The organism is Streptomyces sp. NPDC058086 (assembly GCF_042885015.1).
Taxonomy (GTDB): Bacteria; Actinomycetota; Actinomycetes; order Streptomycetales; family Streptomycetaceae; genus Streptomyces.
Genome location: NZ_JBHVST010000004.1, coordinates 74,911 through 95,389, shown reverse-complemented (window position 1 = coordinate 95,389; position 20,479 = coordinate 74,911). Strand labels below are relative to the sequence as shown.

Sequence of the window (20,479 nt, the reverse complement as noted above, 5' to 3'; positions counted from 1 at the left end):
CGGACGCCGGGTTGGTCTCGGTCGAGACACGTCGTCACATCAGGCGGGGAGTGAATCAATGCCACGACCACCGGGTCATGGGCCGGGCTTCGAAGTCAGACGCCAGAAGATCATCGACATCGCGGCCTCCCTGTTCGCCGAACAGGGCTACGCGGCGACCTCCATCAACGACCTGGGCCGCGCGGTCGGGCTCGCCAAGGGAGCCCTGTACTACTACATCGGCTCCAAGGAGAACCTGCTCATCGAGATCCAGTCGCGGGTGATGCGGCCGCTGCTGTCGCGAGCGCGGCAGATCGCGGAACTCGACGAGGATCCCCTGCTGCGGCTGCGGCTGCTGTCCGAGTCCCTGCTGACGATCATCTTCCGCAGGCTCGACCACATCTGGGTCTACGAGCACGACTACCGCAGTCTCAGCGGCGACGAGCTGGAGACCCTGCTGGGCCAGCGCTCCGACTTCGAGCACCTCGTCTCCGGCCTGCTCGCGGAGGCGGTCGACCAGGGCATCTTCCGCGCGCTCCAACCGCGCCTGGCGACCCTGCAGTTCCTCAACCTGCACAACCACACCTACCAATGGGTGCGCCCCGAGGGGCAGTGGGACGCCGCGTTCCTGTCGCGTGAGTACTGCGCGACCCTGTTCCGCGGCTTCGGCGCGTCCGACAACGCCCTGCCGGACGTGGAGGAGCGGGCCGCCGCGTTCAAGCGCGACCGTCCCGACCTGCCGCTCGACCCCGAGGCGGAGTGGCAGCCGGCCGCTGTCGGCGGCTGACCGGACCCGCGGTGCGCCACGGCGCACCGCGGGATGCCTCCTCACGCCTGCTTCACCAGCGCTCTGGCGATGACGTTGCGCTGGATCTCGTTCGTGCCCTCGCCGATCTCCAGGATCTTCGCGTCGGCGTAGAACCGGGAGATCTCCGACTCCCTCACGTAGCCGTAGCCGCCGTGGATCTGCACCGACGCGGAGGCCGCGCGGTTGGCGACCTCGGAGGCGTACAGCTTCGCCATGGCGGCCTCCGTACTGTGCGGGCGGCCCTGGTCGGCGAGCCAGGCGGCGCGGTAGACCATCCAGCGGGCGGCCTCGAACTCGGTGCCGATGTCGGCGATCTTGTGCGCGATGGCCTGGAAGGCCGAGAGCGGGCGGCCGAACTGGTGGCGTTCCGTGGCGTGTTTGAGGGCCAGCGCCAGCGCCGCCTTGGTGAGCGAGAGACCCAGCGCGGCGACGCTGATCCGGCCCTTGTCCAGCACGGACAGGAACTGGCGCAGCCCGCCGCCCTCCTCGCCGATCAGATGGTCGTCGGGAATCCAGCAGTCGGTGAAGACCAGCTCCCGGGTGTCCATGGCGTGCCAGCCGAGCTTCTTCAGCTTGTGGCCGCAGGCGTAGCCGGGCGTGCCGGTGGGGACGTAGAAGGTCGCGTACCGCTTGCGCCCCTCGTCGTCCCGGCCCGTCACGGCCAGCAGCGTGACACCCTGGCTGATCTCGGTCCCGGCGTTGGTGATGAACATCTTGGTGCCGTTGATCACCCAGCCGCCGTCCGCCCGCCGCGCGGTGGTGGCGATACCGGCCGCGTCGGAGCCGGCGTCCGGCTCGGTCAGCCCGAAGGCCCCTATCGCCTCGCCCCTGGCCAGCGGCGCCAGCCAGCGCCGCTTCTGCTCCTCGGTGCCGTAGGCCAGGAGCGGCAGGGAGGCGATGGTGGAGTGCGCGTTCCAGGAGGAGGCGACCGACTGGTCGGCGGCGCCGAGTTCCTCCATCACCGCCACGTACGAGACCGTGTCGGAGCCGGCGCCGTCGTACTGCTCGGGCACGAGCATGCCCATCAGGCCGAGTTCACCGAGCTTGGTGAAGACCTGGGTCGGGAAGTGCTCGTTCTCCGACCACTCGGCCGCGTGCGGGGTGATCTCCTTGGCTGCGAACTCGCGGACCATGTCCTGCAGGGCCCGAGTCTCCTCAGGCAGGTCGAAATCCATCTCACAGTCCCTTCGGGGTCAGCAGCACCTTGAGGTGCCGGGCGCGGCCGGCGGCCAGGTCCTCGAAGACCCCGGCTCCTTCCGACAGCGGAAAACGCCCGGTGATCAGGGCCGAGGCGTCCAGGCGCCCGGTGCTCATCAGATCGATCACGCGGGGGATGTCGAAGGTGTAGCCGAGTGTGCCGAGCACGGCACGCTCGTAGAAGACGAGCTGTCCCATGTCGAACTCGACGCTGCCGTGGCCGACACCCGCGAGCACGACCCGGCCGCCGCGCCGGACGGTCGCGACGGCCTGCGCCGCGAGGTGCGGCACCCCGGTTGCGTCGATGACGGCGTCCGGCCCGATGCGCCCGGTCCGCAGGAACACCTCACGGCGTACGTCGCTCACGCGGGGGTCGAAGGCCTCGGTGACGCCGAGTTCGAGGAGCCTCTCCCGGCGTTCCTCGATCGGCTCGCTGACATAGAGCCCGGCCGCGCCCGCCAGACGTGCGGCGAGGGCCACGGCGAAACCGATGGGGCCGCCGCCCACGACCAGGACGTTGTCGCCCGGCCGCACCCCGGCCCGGGTGACCGCGTGCAGACCGACCGCCAGGGGCTCGGCCACCGCCGCCATCTCGTCGCTCACGTTGTCCGGAAGACGCGTCAGCCCGGCGAGCGGTACGGTGACGCGCTCGGCGAAGGCGCCCGGCGAGGCGAGACCCACCGAGCCGCCCTTCGGGCACAGGTGGTACTCACCACGGGTGCACCAGTAGCAGACGCCGCATCGCCAGCAGGGGTCGGCGGTCACCCGGTCGCCGATCCCGATGCCGGGTGCCTCCGCGCCCAACGCGACCACTGTTCCGCTCAGTTCATGGCCGAGGGCGAGTGGTGGCCGAGCGCCGGTGAGGGGATGCGGGCCCTCGCGGATCATGTGCGGGCCTTCGAGGAACTCGTGCAGGTCGGTGCCGCAGACGCCGCACCAGGACACGTCCACGACCGCCTCGTGGGGACCTGGCTCGGGCGGCTCGGGGACCTCCTCCAGGCGTAGGTCCCGTGCGCCGTGCCAGCGCAGTGCCTCCATGTTCTCCACCCCTCTCTCGTTCGCCGTGTTATCCCTGCTTGGCTGCTGCGCCGTTGTGGCTGGGCGCGCCCACGCGGCGGAGCCGCATATGTCACAGCCCCGCGCCCCTACGGGGCGCTTCCGAACCGTGCTTGCCCGGGACCGTGGTCCAGGAAGGAGCGGATTCCCGTCGCGGCGTCCGTCGTGCCGAAGACGCCCGTGAACAGGGACCGTTCCAGGGCGAGTCCGGCGGAGATGCCGATGTCGGCGCCGTGGTCCACCGACTCCTTGATCGCCTCCAGGGCCGCGGCCGGCCCCTCGGCGAGCCGACGGGCGTAGCTCAGGGCCGCGTCGAGCGCCGACCCGGCCGGGACGACCTCGTCCACGAGTCCCAGGCGCAGCGCTTCGTCGGCGGCCACCCGGCGCCCGGTCATCAGCAGGTTCTTCGCCCGCGACGGCCCGATCAGCCGGGTCAGCCGCTGGGTGCCGCCCGACCCCGGCATGATGCCGAGCTGCACCTCCGGCTGGCCGAGGACGGCGTCGTCGGCGGCCACCCGGTAGTCGGCCGCGAGGGCCAGCTCCATCCCGCCGCCGAGCGCGTACCCGGTGAGAGCCGCGACGACCGGCATCGGCAGCCGGGCCACCTCGTCGAAGGTCCGCTGCAACGCGCGGTTCCAGCCCCGAACCTCCTCGGGTCCCATCGCGGCCAGGGCCTTGATGTCCGCCCCGGCGGCGAAGAGCCGCTCGCCCCCGTGGAGCACCACGGCCCGTACGTCCCGGGCGTCGGCCAGCTCGCGCGCGCAGGCGGAGAGCTCCGCCCGCAGGGTCGAATCAAAGGCGTTCAGCGGCGGGTTGTCGAGACGGACCGTGACGACGGGGCCGTCGATGTCGATTCGGATGCGTGGCACAGAGGCACTCCTCGTCTGGCGGAAGCGACATCGCGAGCGCGCGGATGGTTGTCGAGGCGCACGCGCCGTCGTAAAGTGCGGCACACAAGTTTTATAGACCAATGGGTACACTAAATCTTGAGGGTGGGCAACCGACCGGTCGGATTCCGGCCTGCGCTCGCTTTCTTTCCTGGCAGGACGAGAATTCCGCGCACCCCACATCGCACAACCCGCATCGCATATCGCACACCGCACAGTGACCGCGTGAGCCGCGGCAGGCAGCGTTCGACGTCGAACACGACCCAGCGAGAGAGTCCCGTGCACAATTTCGCGAGCATCCTCGATTACCACCTGGCCCAGCGGCCCGACGCCGTTGTCGTCGCGCAGGACGAGCGGCATCTGACGGTGCGTCAATTCCATGAGCGGGTCAACCGGCTGGCCGCCGGTCTGGCCGAACTGGGCATCGGACGCGGCGACGTCGTCGGCCTGCTGCTCTACAACCGGCCGGAGTTCCTGGAACTGGTCTACGCGACCAACCGCCTGGGCGCGGTCTTCCTGCCCCTGAACTACCGATTGTCGGAGGAGGAGTGGCAGTTCATCCTGGGCCACGCCCAGGCCAGGGCGATCGTCACCGAGCCGGAGTTCGCCCCCGCGGTGGAGCGGAGCGCCGGCTGTCTGACGGACCTGGAGCACCGGATCCTGGTCGGCGACGGTCCCACGGGCGCCTGGACCGGCTACGAAGATCTGCTCGCCCGGCACCCGGGTGCCCGCGTGGAGCCAGTGGACGTCGGCCTCGATGACCTCCAGCGGCTGATGTACACCTCCGGCACCACATCGCGCCCCAAGGGCGTGTGCGTCACGTACGGAAACCTGCAGGCCAAGAACCTGGCCCACATCGTCCACTTCGGTCTGACCGCGGTGGACACCACGCTGGTCTGCGGCCCGCTCTACCACGTCGGCGGCCTGGACATGCCCGCGCTCGCGACCCTGTACGCGGGCGGCGGCGTCGTCCTCCAGCGCAGGTTCGACGCGCCGGGCGCGCTCCGCGCTGTCCAGGAGCACCGCGTCACCAACGTGTGGCTGGCGCCCGCCATGGTCAACGCGGTCCTGGAGGTACCGGACCGCGAGTCGTACGACACGACCTCGGTCCGCTTCGTCCTGGGCGGCGGGGAGAAGACCCCGGAGCCCGTGCTGCGACGGATCACGACCGCGTTCCCGAACGCCTGGTTCGCCGATGCCTACGGACTGACCGAGACGGTCTCGGGCGACACGTTCCTCGACCGCGAGCACGCGCTGTCCAAACTGGGCTCGGTCGGGCGGCCCGTGCCGCACACCCGCGTCAGGATCGTCGACGACACCGGCAAGGAGGCTCCGGCGGGCGAACTCGGTGAGATCACGCTGCGCGGACCGAAGGTCTTCGCGGGGTACTGGCGCGACGAGAAGGCCACGGCCGCGGCCCTGCGTGACGGCTGGTTCCACACGGGCGACATCGGGCACGTCGACGAGGACGGCTTCCTGTTCATCGACGACCGGAAGAAGGACATGATCGTCTCCGGTGGCGAGAACATCGCCACCCCGGAGGTCGAACGGGTCCTGTACGAGCACCCCGCCGTGCTGGAGGCCGCCGTCGTCGGTCTGTCGCACCCCCGCTGGGGCGAGGTCCCGAGGGCGTTCGTGGTGTTCCGGCCGGGAGCGAGCGCCGGGACCGAGGAACTGCGGGAGTTCTGCCGGGCGCGCCTGGCCAAGTTCAAGGTGCCGGCCCGCTTCGACATCGTCGACGAGCTGCCCCGTACGCCCTCGGGCAAGGTCCTCAAGCGGACCCTGCGCGACATCTCGACGGGAGGCGAGCGATGACCGGCGGGGACACCGGCGGGAACACCGACAGGAACACCGGCGGGAACACCGATGTGAGCAGTGAACTGCGTCTGGACGGGCGGACCGCGTGGGTGACGGGGGCCGGAAAGGGGCTCGGCCGCGCGATGGCCGTCGCCCTGTCCCAGGCCGGTGCGACCGTGGCGGTGACGGCACGGACGGCGTCCGACCTGGAGCGGCTGGAGGCCGAACGCGCCCAACACGGCGGCAAGGTGCTGGTGCTGCCCGGATCCGTCGGCGACTCCGCCGCCGTCCGCACCATGGTGGAACGGATCCATGCCTGGTCGGGCCGACTGGACGCGGTGATCAACTGCGCCGGAATCAGCCCCCACTTCACCCGCAGCGAGCGGACCACCGACGAGGACTGGCGCCAGGTACTGGACGTCAACCTCCAAGGCACCTTCTACTGCTGCCGCGAGGCGGGCAAGGTGATGCTGGAGCAGCGCTCCGGCTCGATCGTCAACGTCTCCTCGGTGCACGCGAGCACCGGGTTCGAGCGGATCGCCGCCTACGCCGCGAGCAAGGGCGGGGTCGAGGCGCTCACCAAGTCGCTGGCCGTCGAATGGGCCGACCGCGGGGTGCGCGTCAACGCCCTCGCGCCGGGCTACTTCCACACCGACCTCAGCTCCGGGCTCCTGGACAGCCGCTGGGGTGAACGGATCGTGCGCGGCACTCCCATGGGCCGGGTGGGCAGCGCCGAGGAGCTCGGCGGCGCGGCGGTGTTCCTCGCCTCGGACGCCTCCCGTTTCGTCACGGGGACCACGCTCACGGTGGACGGCGGCTGGACCGCCTGGTGAGCGGCTTCGCGGACGGGGGCGGTTCCGACGGATCCATTGTATGTAACGACCGGTCGGTTTAAAGTATGCGGGCAGTCGAGACCCGCAGCGACAACGCAGTACGACAGGAGTCACCCATGAGCGAGTTCAGCTTCGAAGGACGCGTCGCGGTCGTCACCGGCGCGGGGCGCGGCATCGGTCGGGCCCATGCCCGCCTGTTGGCGGAGCGCGGCGCGAAGGTCGTCGTCAACGACCTCGGGGGGTCGATGGAGGGGGAGGGTGTCGACAAGGGTCCCGCGCAGTCGGTCGTCGAGGAGATCGTCGCGGCCGGCGGTGACGCGGTGGCCGACATCAGTGACGTGTCCACGCGGGCGGGCGGCCAGGCGATCGTCGACGCCGCTGTCGACCGCTACGGCCGTATCGACATCCTGGTCAACAACGCCGGGATCATCAGGTGGGGCGGCCTGCCGGAGGTCGACCTGGAGAACCTCGAACGCCATCTCGCCGTTCACCTCATCGGCTCGTTCAACACGATGCGGGCCGCCTGGCCGCACTTCGTCGAGCAGCGCTACGGCCGAGTCGTACTGACGACCTCGAGCGGCCTGTTCGGCCTCGACAACAACCTGTCGTACGCGGCGGCGAAGGCCGGTGTGGTCGGACTGGCCCGCAGCGCGAAGCTGGCCGGCGAGCCGCACGGGATCAAGGTCAATCTGATCGCGCCGGCGGCGCAGACGCGGATGGCCGGAGGTGACGCGCCGGTCGCCGAGGGCCGGGCCGCCGCCGACGGGTCGTCCATGCCGTCCATGCCGTCGGAGGCCGTGTCGCCCATCGTGGCGTTCCTCGCCCATGAGAGCTGCCCGGTGAGCGGGGAGATCTACACGGCCGGTGCCGACCGCTTCGCACGGCTCTTCATCGCCTCGACCGAGGGCTATCTGCACCAGGGAGGTCAGGGGGGTAAAGGCGGTCGCGGCGGTGGGCAGGGCGGTGGCCAGGGCGGTCCGGCCACCATCGAGGACATCGCCGAGAACTGGGACGCCATCAACGACGAGGCCGGCTACTACGTGCCGTCCGACCTGATGTCGTGGTCCGGCTCGTTCCTCAAGCACCAGTTCGGCGGATAGATTGCTTGAGTTAGGCAAACATTCTGTTAGGGTGGTCGTGAGTGCGGGCCCTATACGAATGGTCTTGTCATGTATGGAACTCTCAGCGAGACACCGTCGCCGCCGCGTGACGGGCAGCACGTCCTTGTCGTCGCAGGCGATCCGGACGACACCGAGAACCTCGCCACCGCACTGAAGCTGGCGAGCTACCGGGTGGAGACGGCGGGCACCGGCGCCGAGGGCCTGGTGCGCATCTCCGAACACCGCTACGACCTGGTGGTCTGGGACGCGACCCTGCCCGACATGGCCCGCTACGCCCGGGGGCGCCGCAGGGCGCCGACGGACCGACCCCCGTTGCTCTTCCTGACGACCTGCGACTGGCTCCCCACACTCGCCCCCGAACTCGGCATCGGAGCCGAGGACTACGTCACCAAGCCGGTCCGGATCACCGAGGTGCTGGCCAGGGCCCAAGCACTGCTGCGCGCCCGGAACCCCGGGCGGCACGAGGGGATGCCGCGCCACGGCGACCTGGTCCTCGACGACGCCACCTGCCAGGCGCGGCGCGGAGCCAGGCCGCTCGGTCTCACGCCCGCCGAGTACCGGCTCCTGAGCCATCTGATGGCCAACGCGGAACACGTCCTGTCGAAGGAGCAGATCAGCCGGTACGTCTGGGGGGAGCACCGGGCCAACCCCGCGATCGAGAAGCTCGTCTCCCGGCTCCGCCAGAAGGTGGACCAGGAGAGTCCCGCACTGATCCACACCCACCGGGGCTTCGGCTACCGGCTCGGCGCTCTATGACGTGGGTCACGTCCGGATTCCGTCAGGGAACCGTCCGAAAGACGTCGGCCCGGTCCGCTTCCATGACTGTCGTAGCACCTCTGACCAGCTAGTTTCTCGGCCTTCACGACCGAGGGAACTCACCTCTGAGGAGACACGGGAGTGACCATCGCATGTTGAGGCCCGAAGACCAGTTCCATGTGGCGATCGTCGCCGAGGACTTCGAGGCGACCCTGCGGCAGGTGTCGTCGCTGTTCGGATTCGAGTGGAGCGAGGCGATGGGCGGCTCCGTGGAGGTCGAGCTGCCGACCGGGGCCACGGTCATCGACTTCAGCTGCGTGTACTCGAAGTCGTCGCCCCGGCTGGAGATCGTCCGGCGGGTTCCCGGGACCTTCTGGGAACCGACGCCCGGCTCCGGCATCCATCACTTCGGTTACTGGTCCGACGACGTCGCGGCCGACACCGCGGAACTCGAAAGCCACGGCTATGTGATCGAGGCGATCCGCAAGGGTCCCGACGGCGCGCCGTTCTTCGCGTTCCTGCGCAGTACGACGGGGTTCCGGGTCGAGCTGGTCACGAGGCGCGCCCAGCCGTCCCTGGAGCGGAGCTGGGCCCACCAGGCCGAGCCCGCCACGGGACACATGCCAGTTTCCAGTGAGGAGTGACCCATGACCACCGTAGGTATCGCGACCGGCGCCGGACGCGGGATGGGGGAGGCGTGCGCCCGACGGGTCGCCGACATGGTGGACGTGCTGCTGCTCGTCGACCGGGACGAAGCGGCGGTGACCTCGGTCGCGAAGGACTTCTCCGACTCGGGCCTCAGGGCCGTCGCCGAACCGTTCGCCCTTGACGTCACCGACCGCGAGGGCATGGCCCGGCTCGCCGAGCGGGTCGCGGAGCTGGGCACGCTCCGGGCCGTCGCGCACGCCGCCGGCATCTCGCCCACCATGGCGGACTGGCGGCGCATCTTCGAGGTCGACCTCGTCGGGACCGCGTTGCTCGCCGAGACGCTCCGCCCGCTGGCCACCGCCGGAACGGCGATGGTCTACTTCGCCTCGATGTCCCCGCTGCTCGCGCGGATCGACCCCGATCCGGCCGTCGCCGCGATCCTGGACGACCCGCTCGACCCGGACTTCCTCGACAAGATCCACGACGCCCTCGGGCCGGACATCGAGAACACCGCCATGGCGTACCCGTGGGCCAAACACGGTGTGCACCGCTTCGCGCGGAAGGAGGCCGTACGGCTCGGACCGGTGGGAGCCCGGGCGTGCTCCCTCTCGCCGGGCATCATCGACACCCCGCAGGGCCGGCAGGAGGCGGCGACCCACGCCTCCATGCAGCGGCTCATCGACGCGACACCGCTGGGCCGGACCGGCCGGTCCGAGGACGTCGCCGGTGTCGTCGCCTTCATGCTGTCGGACGAGGCCGGGTTCCTGAACGGCATCGACATCCTCGTGGACGGTGGTGTGTTCGCCGCCGTGCGCGGCGACTGACGCGGACGCGAGCACGCCAGTTCGGCGCTCACGCCGCACGGTTCCCGGGAGGCGGGCATGCTGGTGCTCGTCGGGATACGGGCGGACGGGCAGACGGGCGGAGGCGCGCGATGCGGTGGTGGGCCGGTTGGGCGGCGGTCGCCGGAGTGGTGCTGCTCGCGGCGTGCGGTGGATCGGGAGTCGGCCGGGGACCGTCGTCCGGACCCACGAGTGCCTCCGCGGCTTCCTCCGCGACTGCCTCCGCCAGTGCTTCTACGAGCGGTTCGGCGGAGCCGGGGCGAGGGGCACCGTCCGTGTCGGGCCCCGGATCCGCCGCCCCGGTGGCCAGTTGCTCCGCCGGGCGGGTGGAGGTCACCGTCTCGCCCGGGGACGCGGTCGAACGGCGGTTGTGCGTGCGGACCGGGGCGGTGGTCTCGGTCACCCTGCGGCCGCGTGCGGACGACCGGCGCTGGACGGCCGTCCGGAGTGCGGCACCCGCAGTGGTGCTGGTCTCCGGATGGCGCGTCGACGCCGACGGGACCGGCCGTGCCACCTTGCGCTGCGCGAGCGTACGGGGCGGGACGGCCGGGATCACGGTGACGGCGAAGGCTCCGGACGTGGCGGGCGCGGCGCGCACCGCGTTCACGCTCCGGGTGAGTGTGGTCCCGTACGCGAAGGAGGGGTGAACCCGTCGCATGCTGCGGCGAGTTCTCCCCCTCCTGCGTGCGTACGGGTCAGCCGCAGTCGCGCACCTTGATCGTGTAGATGCCGCGGCCGTGGGTGGCCGCGTACAGCGTGCCGCCGTCCGGGCTCAGCTTCAGCTGGAGCACGGCCACCGCCGGGAGCCGGCCGACGCGCTGCCATGCCGTACGGCCCGGGGCACGGTAGACCACGCCGAGGTCGGTGGCGACGGCGAGGCCCCCGCCCGCCGTGACGACCGCGGAGTCGGTCGGCACGTCGGGGAGGTTCGCGGAGATGTCGGTCCAGGTGGTGCCGCCGTCCTTGGACTCGAAGACATGGCCCACGCCCGCGCCCGGTCCCTCGGTCCAGTGCCGGGAGAAGCCGTTGACCTCCAGGTACACATGGTCGGCGTTCTTCGGGTCGACGGCGAAGCCGCTGAGGTAGCGGTTGGGCACGGTCGCGTCCACCGGCAGTGCCACGTCGTGCCAGCCCGTGCCGTCCTCGTTGCCGACGGAGATGCCGCGCGCGAAGCCCTGGTTGTTGCAGGGGCCGCACCAGGCCGCGTACACCTTGCCGCCCGACGCGGCGACGGCGGTCGCGGTGCGGCCCGCGCCGAGGTCGTACAGGCTGGTCCACTCGGAGCCGCTGCGGATGGCGTAGCCGTGCGTCTGCACCCACACGTGCCGGCCGCCCGCGATCCAGGTCGAGCTGTTCTTCATGTCGGCGGCGAGCGGGGCGATGAAGCGGGCCTCGCTGGTGGCGTTGTCGGCCGGGGCGACGTTGTACGACGTGACCTTGCTGGAGTCGGTTGTCCAACTACCGTCGTTGACAGCGCAGTTCTGGGTCACCTGGACGGCAAGGTAGACGTACTCCTCGGCGATGTCGCAGCCGTCGGCCGGGTCGGTGAGCGTGTCGCCGCCGTCACCGCCGAAGTCGGAGCCCATCACCTTGTCGTCGCTGCGCAGGATGGACTGGCCGTTGTCCTGCAGGCCACCGGTGACCGAGACGCCGCCGTGGGCGAGGTCCTTGCCGATGCCCACCGAGTAGTACTGGAGCGTGTCGATCGTGCCGTCGTTCAGGGACGTCCAGTCGGTGGCGTGGCCGGAGGAGTCCTGGGCGCCGTCGAGCGGCCGCCGGTAGGCTCCGCCGTCGTTGCCGACGTAGACGTAACTCCTGCCGTGGTAGCGGCCGATGGCGACCCCGTGCTGGTCGGAGTGGGTCGTCGCGTTGCAGTCGCCGGTCTGTTTGGCGGGGTCGATGCTCCAGCAGGGGAAGCCGAAGTTCCAGTACGGGCCGACGGTGGACCAGGTGCCGCCGCCGTCCCTGGTCTCGTAGACCTCCTCCAGACCGGCGTACACATGCTGCGCGTTCGCCGGGTCGACGGTCAGGAACTGGTTGTACCAGGCCTGTACGCCGGGCATGTAACCGCTGGAGGTGAGGGCCGAGCCGTCGGCGGCGAGCTGTTTGTAGTCGGCGATCTTCGTCCAAGGGCCGAACGGGGAGCCGGACTTGGCGACGTAGATGCCCTCGAGACCGCTGTCCGGGTTGCTGTTCAGCTGCTCCGGCGACTGGTCGATGGCGTAGTAGCGCGAGCCGTCGGCGGACCGGGCGAAGGTGACGTTGCCGACGTTGTCCGCGTCGGACGGCAGGTCGCCCAGACCGCTGGTGATCCGCGTCCAGGCGCCCCGCACCTTGGTGTAGAAGCCGTTGTAGTCGTCACCGCTGCGCCAGCCGACCGCGAGAACCACCTTGGAGGGGTCCTTCGGGTCGATCGCGATGTCATTGGCGAGGTTCTTGTACGGCGCGGAGGGGTCGCTCGCCTGCGATCCACCGGGGAGGTAGCCGGGGTTGGGGGCGAACTCCAGCTTCCAGGCGCCGCCGAGCGTCTTGGTGGAATGGCTCCACACGCCCTCGCTGGTCGCCGCCCACACCTTTCCGCCGCCGAAGCGCAGCTGGTGGATGGTGGTGCTCTCCAGCTCGTCGCCGCCGACCCGGCTGCGCGCGGAGAACGTGCCGTGGTGTGAGTCGGTCAGCACATACACCCCGCTGCCGAGGTATGCGTCCGCGTTGGTGTTCGCCTCACCGGTGCCCAGCCACAGCCGCCCGGACCCGTCCAGGGCCAGCGCGCCGGTGGACTGCGAGGACAGCCGGTCGCTGATGGGCTCCCAGCGTCCGCCGCCGGACCGGGAGCGCCATACGCCGCCGCCCGCGCTGCCCGCGTAGACGTACCCGTCGTCGTCGGCGGCCATCGCCGCCAGGCGGCCGGTGACGTTGCCCGCACCGCCGCTGGAGTTGGAGTCGAAGTCGCGGTAGCGCGGGTCGTCCGAGTTGTACGGCAGATCGGTGACGTTCCGCCAACTTCCCTTGCTGGAAGGCAAGTTGTTCAGACTGTTCCAGGCGGCGCCGTAGGCGCCCGGCGCGACGACACCCGGTGAGGTGCGGGCCTCGGCGTACTGGTCGGCCCCCTCGGCAATCTCGCCGGACTCGTTGCCGCCGTCGGAGTCCTGCGCGGTCACCTTCGGGGTGATGCCGCCCGTCGACTGCGCGCGGCCTGCGGCGAGTTGGGCGAGCGCGCGGGCCCCGAAGGGACGGCCCCCGTCCGGGCCGGGCGCGGCGCCGGCGGGCAGGGCGACGAGCGCGGCCGACGCGGTGACGGCACAGATCGTGAGCCATCGTCTCTTGCGGGTGGGTACTGACACGTGGTCCTCCCGAACGGCGTTGACACAGCCTTGGGGCTGACAGGACCACGAGGGACGGGTGAGCGTCCCGGGGCTTACCCAATTCTTGTCCAGAACCTGCCATGAATGAGGTGTTGTGCGGCGGCCACCCGGGCACCGGTGCACCCGCGCGCGGGGGCGCGTGGGGCCTCGGCGGGCCGGAGCGGTCCGCGCCGTGCGCTCCCGTTGCCCAAGGGCGCCGCGCCGTGGGCCTGTTGTCCGCCGAGGGTCGGGTGCGATCGTGACCCTGATCAGGCGGTGCCGCCGGAGAAGGAGTCACGCGTGTTCGACAACCTCAAGAACCTCAAGGACAAGGCCGAGGAACTCGCCGAGGCCCACGGCGACACGATCTCCGACGGACTGGAGAAGGCCGGCGACATCGTCGACGACAAAACGGACGGCAAATACACCGACAAGATCGAGACCGGTGTGGACAAGGCGCAGGAGTACGTCGAGAAACTGGGCGAGAAGGAGGCCTGACCCCGCGCGGCGAACGCAGGTTCCAGGGCGCCCCGGGGGCGCCCCTTCCCGGCGGGCTCTCTCAGAAGGGTTCCGGGAGAGGCACCCGGCCCGACCTGCTGCGCACCTGTTCGATGAGCGCGGAGTACGCGGCGATCATGCGGGTGCGGCTGAACCGTTCGCGGCTGAGGGCCAGGGCCGGTGCGAACTCGGCGCCACGTGTCACCGCCTCGGACCAGGCCAGGGCGATCGCTTCGGGATCGGGCGGGGTGAGGAAGCCGTGCCCGGTCACGATCGAGGCGCTGTCGCCGACATCGGTGGCGACCGGAACGGCCCCGCACATCATGCCCTCGATCAGGCACAGCGGTGCCGCCTCGCCGCTGGAGGAGGTCAGCGACACCACGTCGGCGGCCGCGTAGACGGTCTCCATGTCGTGCCGTACGCCGAGCAGCGAGAGGCGGTCGGCGAGCGGGGCGTCCTCGCCGAACGCGGAGGCGATGTCCTCACGCAGGCAGCCGTTGGCCCGCGTCATACCCGCGCCGCACATCAGGACGTGGCCGTCGGGCTGTCGGCGCAGCCAGGCCCGGGCCGCCCGGAGGAACAGCGGAACGTTCTTCATCGTGGCGTAGCGTGCCGCGAAGACGATCACGGGCGCCCGCTCCGGGATGCCCAGCGACGTTCGCAGCAGAGCGCGCCTGAACGGGTCGGGGCGGAATCGCAGCAGATCCACGCCGTTCGGGATGACGTGCAGCAGGTCGGCCGGGATCCCGGCCGCGGCGTACGCGGCGCGCGTCGACTCGGCGCAACAGATCCCGGCGGCGATCCGGCCGTCGGCGACCGCCGTCCGCAGCTCGTCCAGGGCCGCCCCCTGGTTCTCGGGGTCGGAGCGGTGCAGACAGACCACGACGGGCCGCCGGGGCAGACCGGCCTGGTTGAGCAGGCCGAGCGGCTGTTCCTTGAGGGACAGGATGACGTCCGCGGCGGCCACCGCCCGCGTGGTGGCGGCCAGCTCCGGCCCGGTGAAGGTCTCGGGGCCGCCGGGTGCCCCGGGGGTGCGGCCCAGCGAGGTGACCGGCACGCCCGCCGCGGTCAGTGACCGGTAGCAGGCGTCGTCCTCCATCCGCTGCCGGGTCTCCTCCCGATACATTTCGCCATTCACGCTCAGCACCGCATGCCGCTGGCCACCCTCGTGGAGCCCCAGCACCACATCACTGTGCACGATCCGGGCCCCGCCCGAGAAGAATCCTTCATAGATCGACAGCACACGCAGTTCGTCCATCACGCGCACCTCTTGGCCCGTCTCGCAGAAAGGGAGGAAACCTTTTCAACCCCTGTGATCTGCGGGTTCTCCGCTATGGACACAGGAGAAACTTGCGAGCCTGTGAACTCGACGTTTCGAATTCGGACACGATTGGTTACGGCGTACTGTTCGGTTGATCAGCCGGATGAAGAGGCTGAGGTCGCGGGCCAGGCGACCGTTCTCACACCAAGGGGCTGGTAAAAAACAGGCCAGAAATTTCCTGGCCCGGGGATGGCCGACACGTACAATCCGCCGACCCCTCCAGGAACCGAGGAGCCCCGTGCCCCGCATGAAGCGAACCGTCCTGGCAGCCTCGGAGTTCTCCGTCGCTCTGCTCGCCGGGCCGGCCGGCTGTGCGAGCGGTGACTCGGATGCGGCGGACGAGCCCACACCCAAGGCTTCCCGGGCCAAGGAACCCGGACCGGCCCGGAGGCCGGCGACGCAGATGATCACCGCGGCCGACCTCGGCCAGGGCTACTCCGTGCGGGACTTCTCCGTGGCGAAGGAGAAGTCCGCCTTCGCCGAGACCCCGGACCGGATCACGGTGGACAGGGGCCCGTGCCACCCACTGGCCACGGTGATGAACCAGCTGCCGCTCGGCAGGCCGCAGGCCTTCCTCACCCGCGTCGTCTCCCCCGAGAAGTCCGTCGGCACCCCGGCCGAGGAGACCACCGGCACCCCGGCCGAGGAGACCACCGGCGCCGCGACCGAGGAGTCCACCGCCGTCACCTACGTCACGCTCGCCGCGTACGACCGGGGCATGGCGACGGCGGCGATGGACACCCTCCTCGCCAGGGGAGTGGACTCCTGCCGCCTAGGCTTCACCGCCCGCGCGGTGAACGGCACCACCCGGACGTACCCCTCGGTCGCCGTCGAGGAAGCCGGTACGGCAGGCGACGAAGCCCTCGCCTACAAGGCGGCGACCACGGTCGACGGTGTCACTCGCACGGTCCGCACCACCGTCGTGCGCAGCGGTGATGTCATCGCCGTCTACGTGGCGGTGGACGGTACGGCCCGGGTCGACGGCGAGCCCCGCGGCCCGAGGGTTCCGGCGGTCGTGCTCACGGCGCAGAACGCGAAGCTCGGCTGAAACGGAAGGGTGAATGTCTGGGTATTTCCGGGTTCCGGCGGAGTGGTGCGTGCCAAGCTTGGCGCAGGGGGGAAGCGGCACCGGCGACGCGGGGCCACGCGTCTGATTCCCGTACCGCCGCGCAGAATGTGCTCGGGAGGATCGCTGAAGCATCCGCGGTGGCCCGGTTGCTCCGTGACACGGCGTCCGGGCGCGGTGGCGCGCTGTTCGTCGTAGGAGAACCGGGGCTGGGACGGACGACCCTGCTCCGTAGGATCCTCACCCTCGACGACACCGTCCGGGCGGTGTACCTCGCGGGCGCCGCAGCCGAATCGGGACTGCGCTACGCGGGTCTGCACCAGGTCGTCCAGGCCTACCGGTGCGATCTGCCACGACTGCCCGCACCCCAGCGCGACCTGCTCGGCCATCTGCTGGCCACCGGGCAGCAGCGGCCGGGGGACACCGGGCTCGCGGTCGGCGCGGCGATGCTCGGACTGCTCGGTGCCGCGGCCGCACGGCGTCCTCTCCTGCTCGCGATCGACGACGCGCATCTGCTCGACACCCCGTCGAGGGAGGCACTGCTCTTCGTGGCCCGGCGCATCGCCGAAGAGCCGATCGTCCTGCTTCTCTCGGCCGAACACCGCGGCTGTGCCGCCGGATCCGCCCTGCGCCCCGCCGTCACCGGCGTACCGGAGCTGAGGCTCGGACCACTGGACCCGGTCGACGCGCGGACCCTGCTCCAGCGGTCCGCCCCGCACCCGCTGCGCCGATTCGTCGCCGACCGGCTGCTCGCCGTCGCCGAGGGCAACCCGCTCGCCCTCACCGAACTGCCGGCCGTCCTCACCCCGGGCCAGTGCGCCGGACACCTGCCCCTCGACGACCCGCTGACCCCCGGCGAACGGCTGCGCGACACCCATCTCCCGACGCTGGCCCGGCTCCCCGACCCCACCCGTGCCGCCCTGCTCGTGCCCGCCGCGGCCGGCGACCTCCCGAGCGGCGACCTGCAGCGCGCCCTGGAACTGCTCGGACACGCCCCCGACGCGCTGCTGCCCGCGGAAGAAGAGGGAATCGTCGAACTGCGCAGGGGCCGCCTGGTCTTCGCCGACCGTCGGCTGCGCCTCGTCGCCTACCACGACGCCCGTACGTCCCGTCGGCGCACCGTCCACCAAGTGCTCGCGCAGGTGCTGCGCGGGCCCGTCGCGGGCCGCCACCTCGCCGCCGCGCACACCTGCCCGAGCCCGGACGTGGCGCGGGCCGTCGAGGCGGCGGCGCGCGACGCCGAGGAGACGGACCCGGACGCGGGCGCCGAACTGTACGAGCGCGCCGCGGGGTTCGCCGACGATCACGACGAAACCGCCCGGCTGCTCTACCTGGCCGCGGTCTGCCGACAGCGCGCCGGAGCCGCCGAACACGTACAGATGCTGCTGGGCAAGGCGATGGCACTCGCCCGTGCCCCGGCGCTGCGCCGCGAACTGGCCGTCCTCCAGGCGCGCCGGCGCGGTGCGGGAGGCCACCCCAGGACCGCGCACCGGGTGCTGCGCGACGCGGCCGGACGACTCACCGGGGAGCCCGACCGGGCGGCCCGACTCCTGCTGGAAGCGGTCGACTCCGCGGTCCACGCGGCCGACAGCCGGGCCGCGCTGGGCAGTGCGTGGCAGGCGTACCGGCTCACCCGTCTGTGCGGCGGGGACCTCGCGGAGGCGGCGGCCGTGCATCTCGCGCAGGTCCTGGCCCTGCGCGGCGAACGCGGCCAGGCCCGCGAACTGCTGCTGGGGCAGACCGCGGGCGAGGCCGCGAGAGCGCTGGTGGGCCGGGCGGAAGTCCTGGGCTGGCTGGAGGAGTACGAGGCCGCCCGCGTCCTGCTGGACCGAGTACTCGGCGACCAGCCCGCTGCGCACGGCGGCACGGAAGGCGGCACGAACCCGTCCGAGCGGGCGGCCGCGCTCGGCTGCCGGGCCTGGATCCGGCTGTGGACCGGGGACTGGCACGGCGCTCGCGCCGACGCCACGGAAGCCGTCGGCCACGCCGAACAGCGACAGGAGACCGCGTCTGTGGCCCAAGGGCTGGTCGCGCTCGGACGGCTCGAAGCCGCGCAGGGCCGGGTCGCGGAGTGCGGGGCGATACTCGCCCGCGCCGCCGGGGTCGCGCGAGCGCACGGCCTCGAACTCGTCATGGGCCAGATCGCCGTGGCCGAAGGCCTGTTGGCCCTCGGCGCGGGCAAGTACGAGGAGGCCGTGGCCGGTTACGAGCGGGCCGGTGCCCTGGCGCGCGACGCGGGCATCGAGGACCCGTCGGTGGCCCCATGGGCGGCCAACCTGGTCGAGGCGTATCTGCGCAGCGGGCGGATCGGGGAGGCGGAGCGCGAACACGGCCGCTTCGACGCGGAGATGCGGCGCGCGGGGCCGTCCTGGGCGCTCGCGGTGAGCGCCCGCTGCCGCGCCCTGCTGCTGGAGGCCGAAGGGCACGGCACGCCCGGCGCGGTCGAGGCGGCCTTCCACGAGGCCCTGGAATGGCATGCCCGCGGCGCCGTCGTCTTCGAACGCGCACGGACCCTGCTCTGCCACGGGCAGTGGCTCCGGCGTGCGGGGCGTACGCCTCAGGCGCGGGACGCACTGGAGGAGGCGCTGTCGGTCTTCTCGGTGCTCGGCGCCGTGCCGTGGGAGGAGGCGGTCCGCAGCGAGTTGCGCGCGGCGGGCGCCCGCACCGGGCGTACGACCTGTGCGCGGCTCACCGAGCAGGAGGGGCGGATCGCCGAGCTGGTCGCCGGTGGCGCGACCAACAAGGAGACGGCGGCGGCGCTGTTCCTCAGCCCCAAGACAGTGGAGTTCCATCTGGGCAATGTGTACCGGAAGTTGGGGGTGCGGTCGCGGAGTGAGCTGGCGCGGACGTTCGACGCGGTTTCCGGGAGCCAAGGGCTGTCCCGCACATGAGGCGGGGTGGGGCCGGCCCGAAGACCGATTCGGGGGACAGCCCCACTGATCTCGGACCCGAAGGACGGTGAGATCTCCTCATCACCCTTTCCCGAGGAGATCTCTGATGCATGTGGCAAAGCCGCGTCCGCCGAAGAAGACGGGACGGCGGGGCATGCTCGCCGCCACCACGGCGGTGCTCACCGCGATCGTCGTCTCGGCGGCCGCCGTGGCGCAGGAGGACGCGCGGCAGCAACCGCGAGCCGCCGGAGGACCGGTGTGGACGGGGACGTGGGGCACCGCCGTGCAGCGGCCCGTCGAGGGGAACGAGGACAAGGGGCCCAACTGGTCGCGGCAGGGATTCGCCGACCAGTCCTTACGCCAAGTGGTCCGCGTCGCCACCGGCGGATCCACGTTGAGGATCCGGCTGTCCAACACCTACGGCACCACACACCTGCGGATCACCGGCGCGACCGTCGGCCGGTCCGCCTCAGACGCCCAGGTCTGGCCGGGCACGGCACACGAGCTGACGTTCGGCGGGAGCCGGGGCACCACCATCGCCCCCGGGCAGGACGCCGAGAGCGACGCCGAGGCCCTGAGCACCTCCCCGCTGGAGAAGCTCACAGTCACCCTGTACTTCGCCGACCACACCGGGCCGGCCACCTTCCACCGGTTCACCACCGCCACGTCGTACCGTGCCTCCGGACGCCACCTGTCCGACTCCGGCGGGGACGCCTTCAAAGCCTCCACGAACGCCTGGTACTTCCTGAGCGGTGTGGAGGTGTCCGGCGCCGCCACCCCGCGGCGCGGCACCGTGGTCGTCTTCGGCGACTCGCTCGTGGACGGGACAGGGGCCACGCCCGGCGCCGACAACCGCTTCACGGACAAGCTCGCCGAACGCCTTGTCGCCGCCCGTCGCCCGTTGGACGTCGTCAACGCCGGCATCGGCGGAAACCGGATCCTCAACGACTCGCCCTGCTACGGGGACAAGGCCGCGGACCGTTTTCGACGCGACGTACTCGACCGCCCCGGCGTGCGCACGGTGATCATCCACCTGGGCGCCAACGACATCGGTGCGCCCGAGATGGACGACCCCTGCATGGGCTCCGCACCCCGCGCGACCGCACATCAGCTCATCGAGGGCCACAAGAAGCTGATTCGCGCCGCCCACGCCCGCGGCGTCAAGGCCGTCGGAGCGACCATCCTGCCCATGAAGGGCGCCCTCTTCCCCGTCTACAGCGAGCAGGGCGAGAAGGTCCGGGCCGCCGTCAACCACTGGATCCGCACCAGCGGGGCGTACGACTCCGTCCTCGACGTCGACCGTGCCCTCGCGAGCCGCGCCGATCCGGCCCTGCCGCGCCCCGGCTACGTTTCTGAGGACGGCCTGCACCCCAACGAGGCCGGGTTCCACGCCATCGCCTCTGCCGTGGACCTCAACGCTCTCTGAAGCCCGCACCGG

17 protein-coding genes are annotated in these 20,479 nt (G+C 71.3%); 12 read left to right on the top strand and 5 right to left on the bottom strand.

The annotated features are described in order from the left end of the window. Positions 1 to 58: 58 nt before the first annotated feature. Complete coding sequence (locus ACFVWD_RS04545) at positions 59 to 766, top strand: TetR/AcrR family transcriptional regulator (protein ID WP_101401953.1); 708 nt, start codon at positions 59 to 61, stop codon at positions 764 to 766. 41 nt (positions 767 to 807) lie between these two features. Here the strand turns inward: ACFVWD_RS04545 and ACFVWD_RS04540 are convergent, their stop codons facing one another. The 3 genes from ACFVWD_RS04540 to ACFVWD_RS04530 all read right to left on the bottom strand — a co-directional run bounded on the left by ACFVWD_RS04540 (position 808) and on the right by ACFVWD_RS04530 (position 3,909). Then, positions 808 to 1,962, bottom strand: coding sequence for an acyl-CoA dehydrogenase family protein (locus ACFVWD_RS04540; RefSeq protein WP_389593923.1), 1,155 nt, complete (start codon positions 1,960 to 1,962; stop codon positions 808 to 810). Between the two features lies 1 nt (position 1,963). Beyond that, complete coding sequence (locus ACFVWD_RS04535) at positions 1,964 to 3,022, bottom strand: alcohol dehydrogenase catalytic domain-containing protein (RefSeq protein ID WP_389594045.1); 1,059 nt, start codon at positions 3,020 to 3,022, stop codon at positions 1,964 to 1,966. 107 nt (positions 3,023 to 3,129) lie between these two features. After that, positions 3,130 to 3,909 carry an enoyl-CoA hydratase/isomerase family protein gene (locus ACFVWD_RS04530; protein ID WP_389593922.1) on the bottom strand — a complete coding sequence of 260 codons (780 nt, stop codon included), beginning with the start codon at positions 3,907 to 3,909 and terminating at the stop codon, positions 3,130 to 3,132. A 243-nt stretch (positions 3,910 to 4,152) separates the two neighbouring features. Between ACFVWD_RS04530 and ACFVWD_RS04525 the strand changes: the two genes are divergently transcribed. From ACFVWD_RS04525 to ACFVWD_RS04495, 7 genes are all read left to right on the top strand, one after another. After that, a complete protein-coding gene (locus ACFVWD_RS04525) occupies positions 4,153 to 5,742 on the top strand; it encodes a long-chain fatty acid--CoA ligase (protein ID WP_389593921.1) in 1,590 nt (529 codons plus the stop codon). Next, positions 5,739 to 6,557, top strand: coding sequence for an SDR family NAD(P)-dependent oxidoreductase (locus ACFVWD_RS04520; RefSeq protein WP_389593920.1), 819 nt, complete (start codon positions 5,739 to 5,741; stop codon positions 6,555 to 6,557). The genes ACFVWD_RS04525 and ACFVWD_RS04520 overlap by 4 nt, the downstream gene beginning before the upstream one ends. Before the next feature lie 116 nt (positions 6,558 to 6,673). Beyond that, a complete protein-coding gene (locus tag ACFVWD_RS04515) occupies positions 6,674 to 7,657 on the top strand; it encodes an SDR family NAD(P)-dependent oxidoreductase (RefSeq protein ID WP_389593919.1) in 984 nt (327 codons plus the stop codon). Between the two features lie 69 nt (positions 7,658 to 7,726). Continuing rightward, positions 7,727 to 8,434, top strand: a complete 708-nt coding sequence (locus ACFVWD_RS04510) for a response regulator transcription factor (protein WP_389593918.1) — start codon at positions 7,727 to 7,729, stop codon at positions 8,432 to 8,434. A 152-nt stretch (positions 8,435 to 8,586) separates the two neighbouring features. Beyond that, positions 8,587 to 9,078 carry a VOC family protein gene (locus ACFVWD_RS04505; RefSeq protein WP_389593917.1) on the top strand — a complete coding sequence of 164 codons (492 nt, stop codon included), beginning with the start codon at positions 8,587 to 8,589 and terminating at the stop codon, positions 9,076 to 9,078. 3 nt (positions 9,079 to 9,081) lie between these two features. Next, a complete protein-coding gene (locus tag ACFVWD_RS04500; protein ID WP_389593916.1) occupies positions 9,082 to 9,906 on the top strand; it encodes an SDR family oxidoreductase in 825 nt (274 codons plus the stop codon). Between the two features lie 293 nt (positions 9,907 to 10,199). Continuing rightward, on the top strand, positions 10,200 to 10,571 hold the full coding sequence (locus ACFVWD_RS04495; RefSeq protein WP_389593915.1) for an acetyl-CoA synthetase: 372 nt from the start codon (positions 10,200 to 10,202) through the stop codon (positions 10,569 to 10,571). Between the two features lie 48 nt (positions 10,572 to 10,619). On the opposite strand, the gene ACFVWD_RS04490 is transcribed toward ACFVWD_RS04495, so the two are convergent. Further along, the gene (locus tag ACFVWD_RS04490) at positions 10,620 to 13,265 is read right to left on the bottom strand and encodes a glycosyl hydrolase (protein ID WP_389593914.1); all 2,646 of its coding nucleotides are present in this window, start codon (positions 13,263 to 13,265) and stop codon (positions 10,620 to 10,622) included. Positions 13,266 to 13,565: 300 nt separating this feature from the next. Here ACFVWD_RS04490 and ACFVWD_RS04485 point away from each other — a divergent pair, with 300 nt between their 5' ends. Beyond that, on the top strand, positions 13,566 to 13,763 hold the full coding sequence (locus ACFVWD_RS04485) for an antitoxin (protein ID WP_095851535.1): 198 nt from the start codon (positions 13,566 to 13,568) through the stop codon (positions 13,761 to 13,763). A 61-nt stretch (positions 13,764 to 13,824) separates the two neighbouring features. Here ACFVWD_RS04485 and ACFVWD_RS04480 read toward each other — a convergent pair whose 3' ends face one another. Further along, complete coding sequence (locus ACFVWD_RS04480) at positions 13,825 to 15,006, bottom strand: glycosyltransferase (protein WP_389594044.1); 1,182 nt, start codon at positions 15,004 to 15,006, stop codon at positions 13,825 to 13,827. Positions 15,007 to 15,331: 325 nt separating this feature from the next. Here ACFVWD_RS04480 and ACFVWD_RS04475 point away from each other — a divergent pair, with 325 nt between their 5' ends. The 3 genes from ACFVWD_RS04475 to ACFVWD_RS04465 all read left to right on the top strand — a co-directional run bounded on the left by ACFVWD_RS04475 (position 15,332) and on the right by ACFVWD_RS04465 (position 20,467). Next, positions 15,332 to 16,132, top strand: coding sequence for a hypothetical protein (locus ACFVWD_RS04475; protein WP_389593913.1), 801 nt, complete (start codon positions 15,332 to 15,334; stop codon positions 16,130 to 16,132). A 128-nt stretch (positions 16,133 to 16,260) separates the two neighbouring features. Further along, entirely contained in the window at positions 16,261 to 19,041 is a 2,781-nt protein-coding gene (locus tag ACFVWD_RS04470; protein WP_389593912.1) for a LuxR C-terminal-related transcriptional regulator, read from the top strand. A 106-nt stretch (positions 19,042 to 19,147) separates the two neighbouring features. Then, positions 19,148 to 20,467, top strand: a complete 1,320-nt coding sequence (locus ACFVWD_RS04465; RefSeq protein WP_389593911.1) for an SGNH/GDSL hydrolase family protein — start codon at positions 19,148 to 19,150, stop codon at positions 20,465 to 20,467. Positions 20,468 to 20,479: the final 12 nt, after the last annotated feature.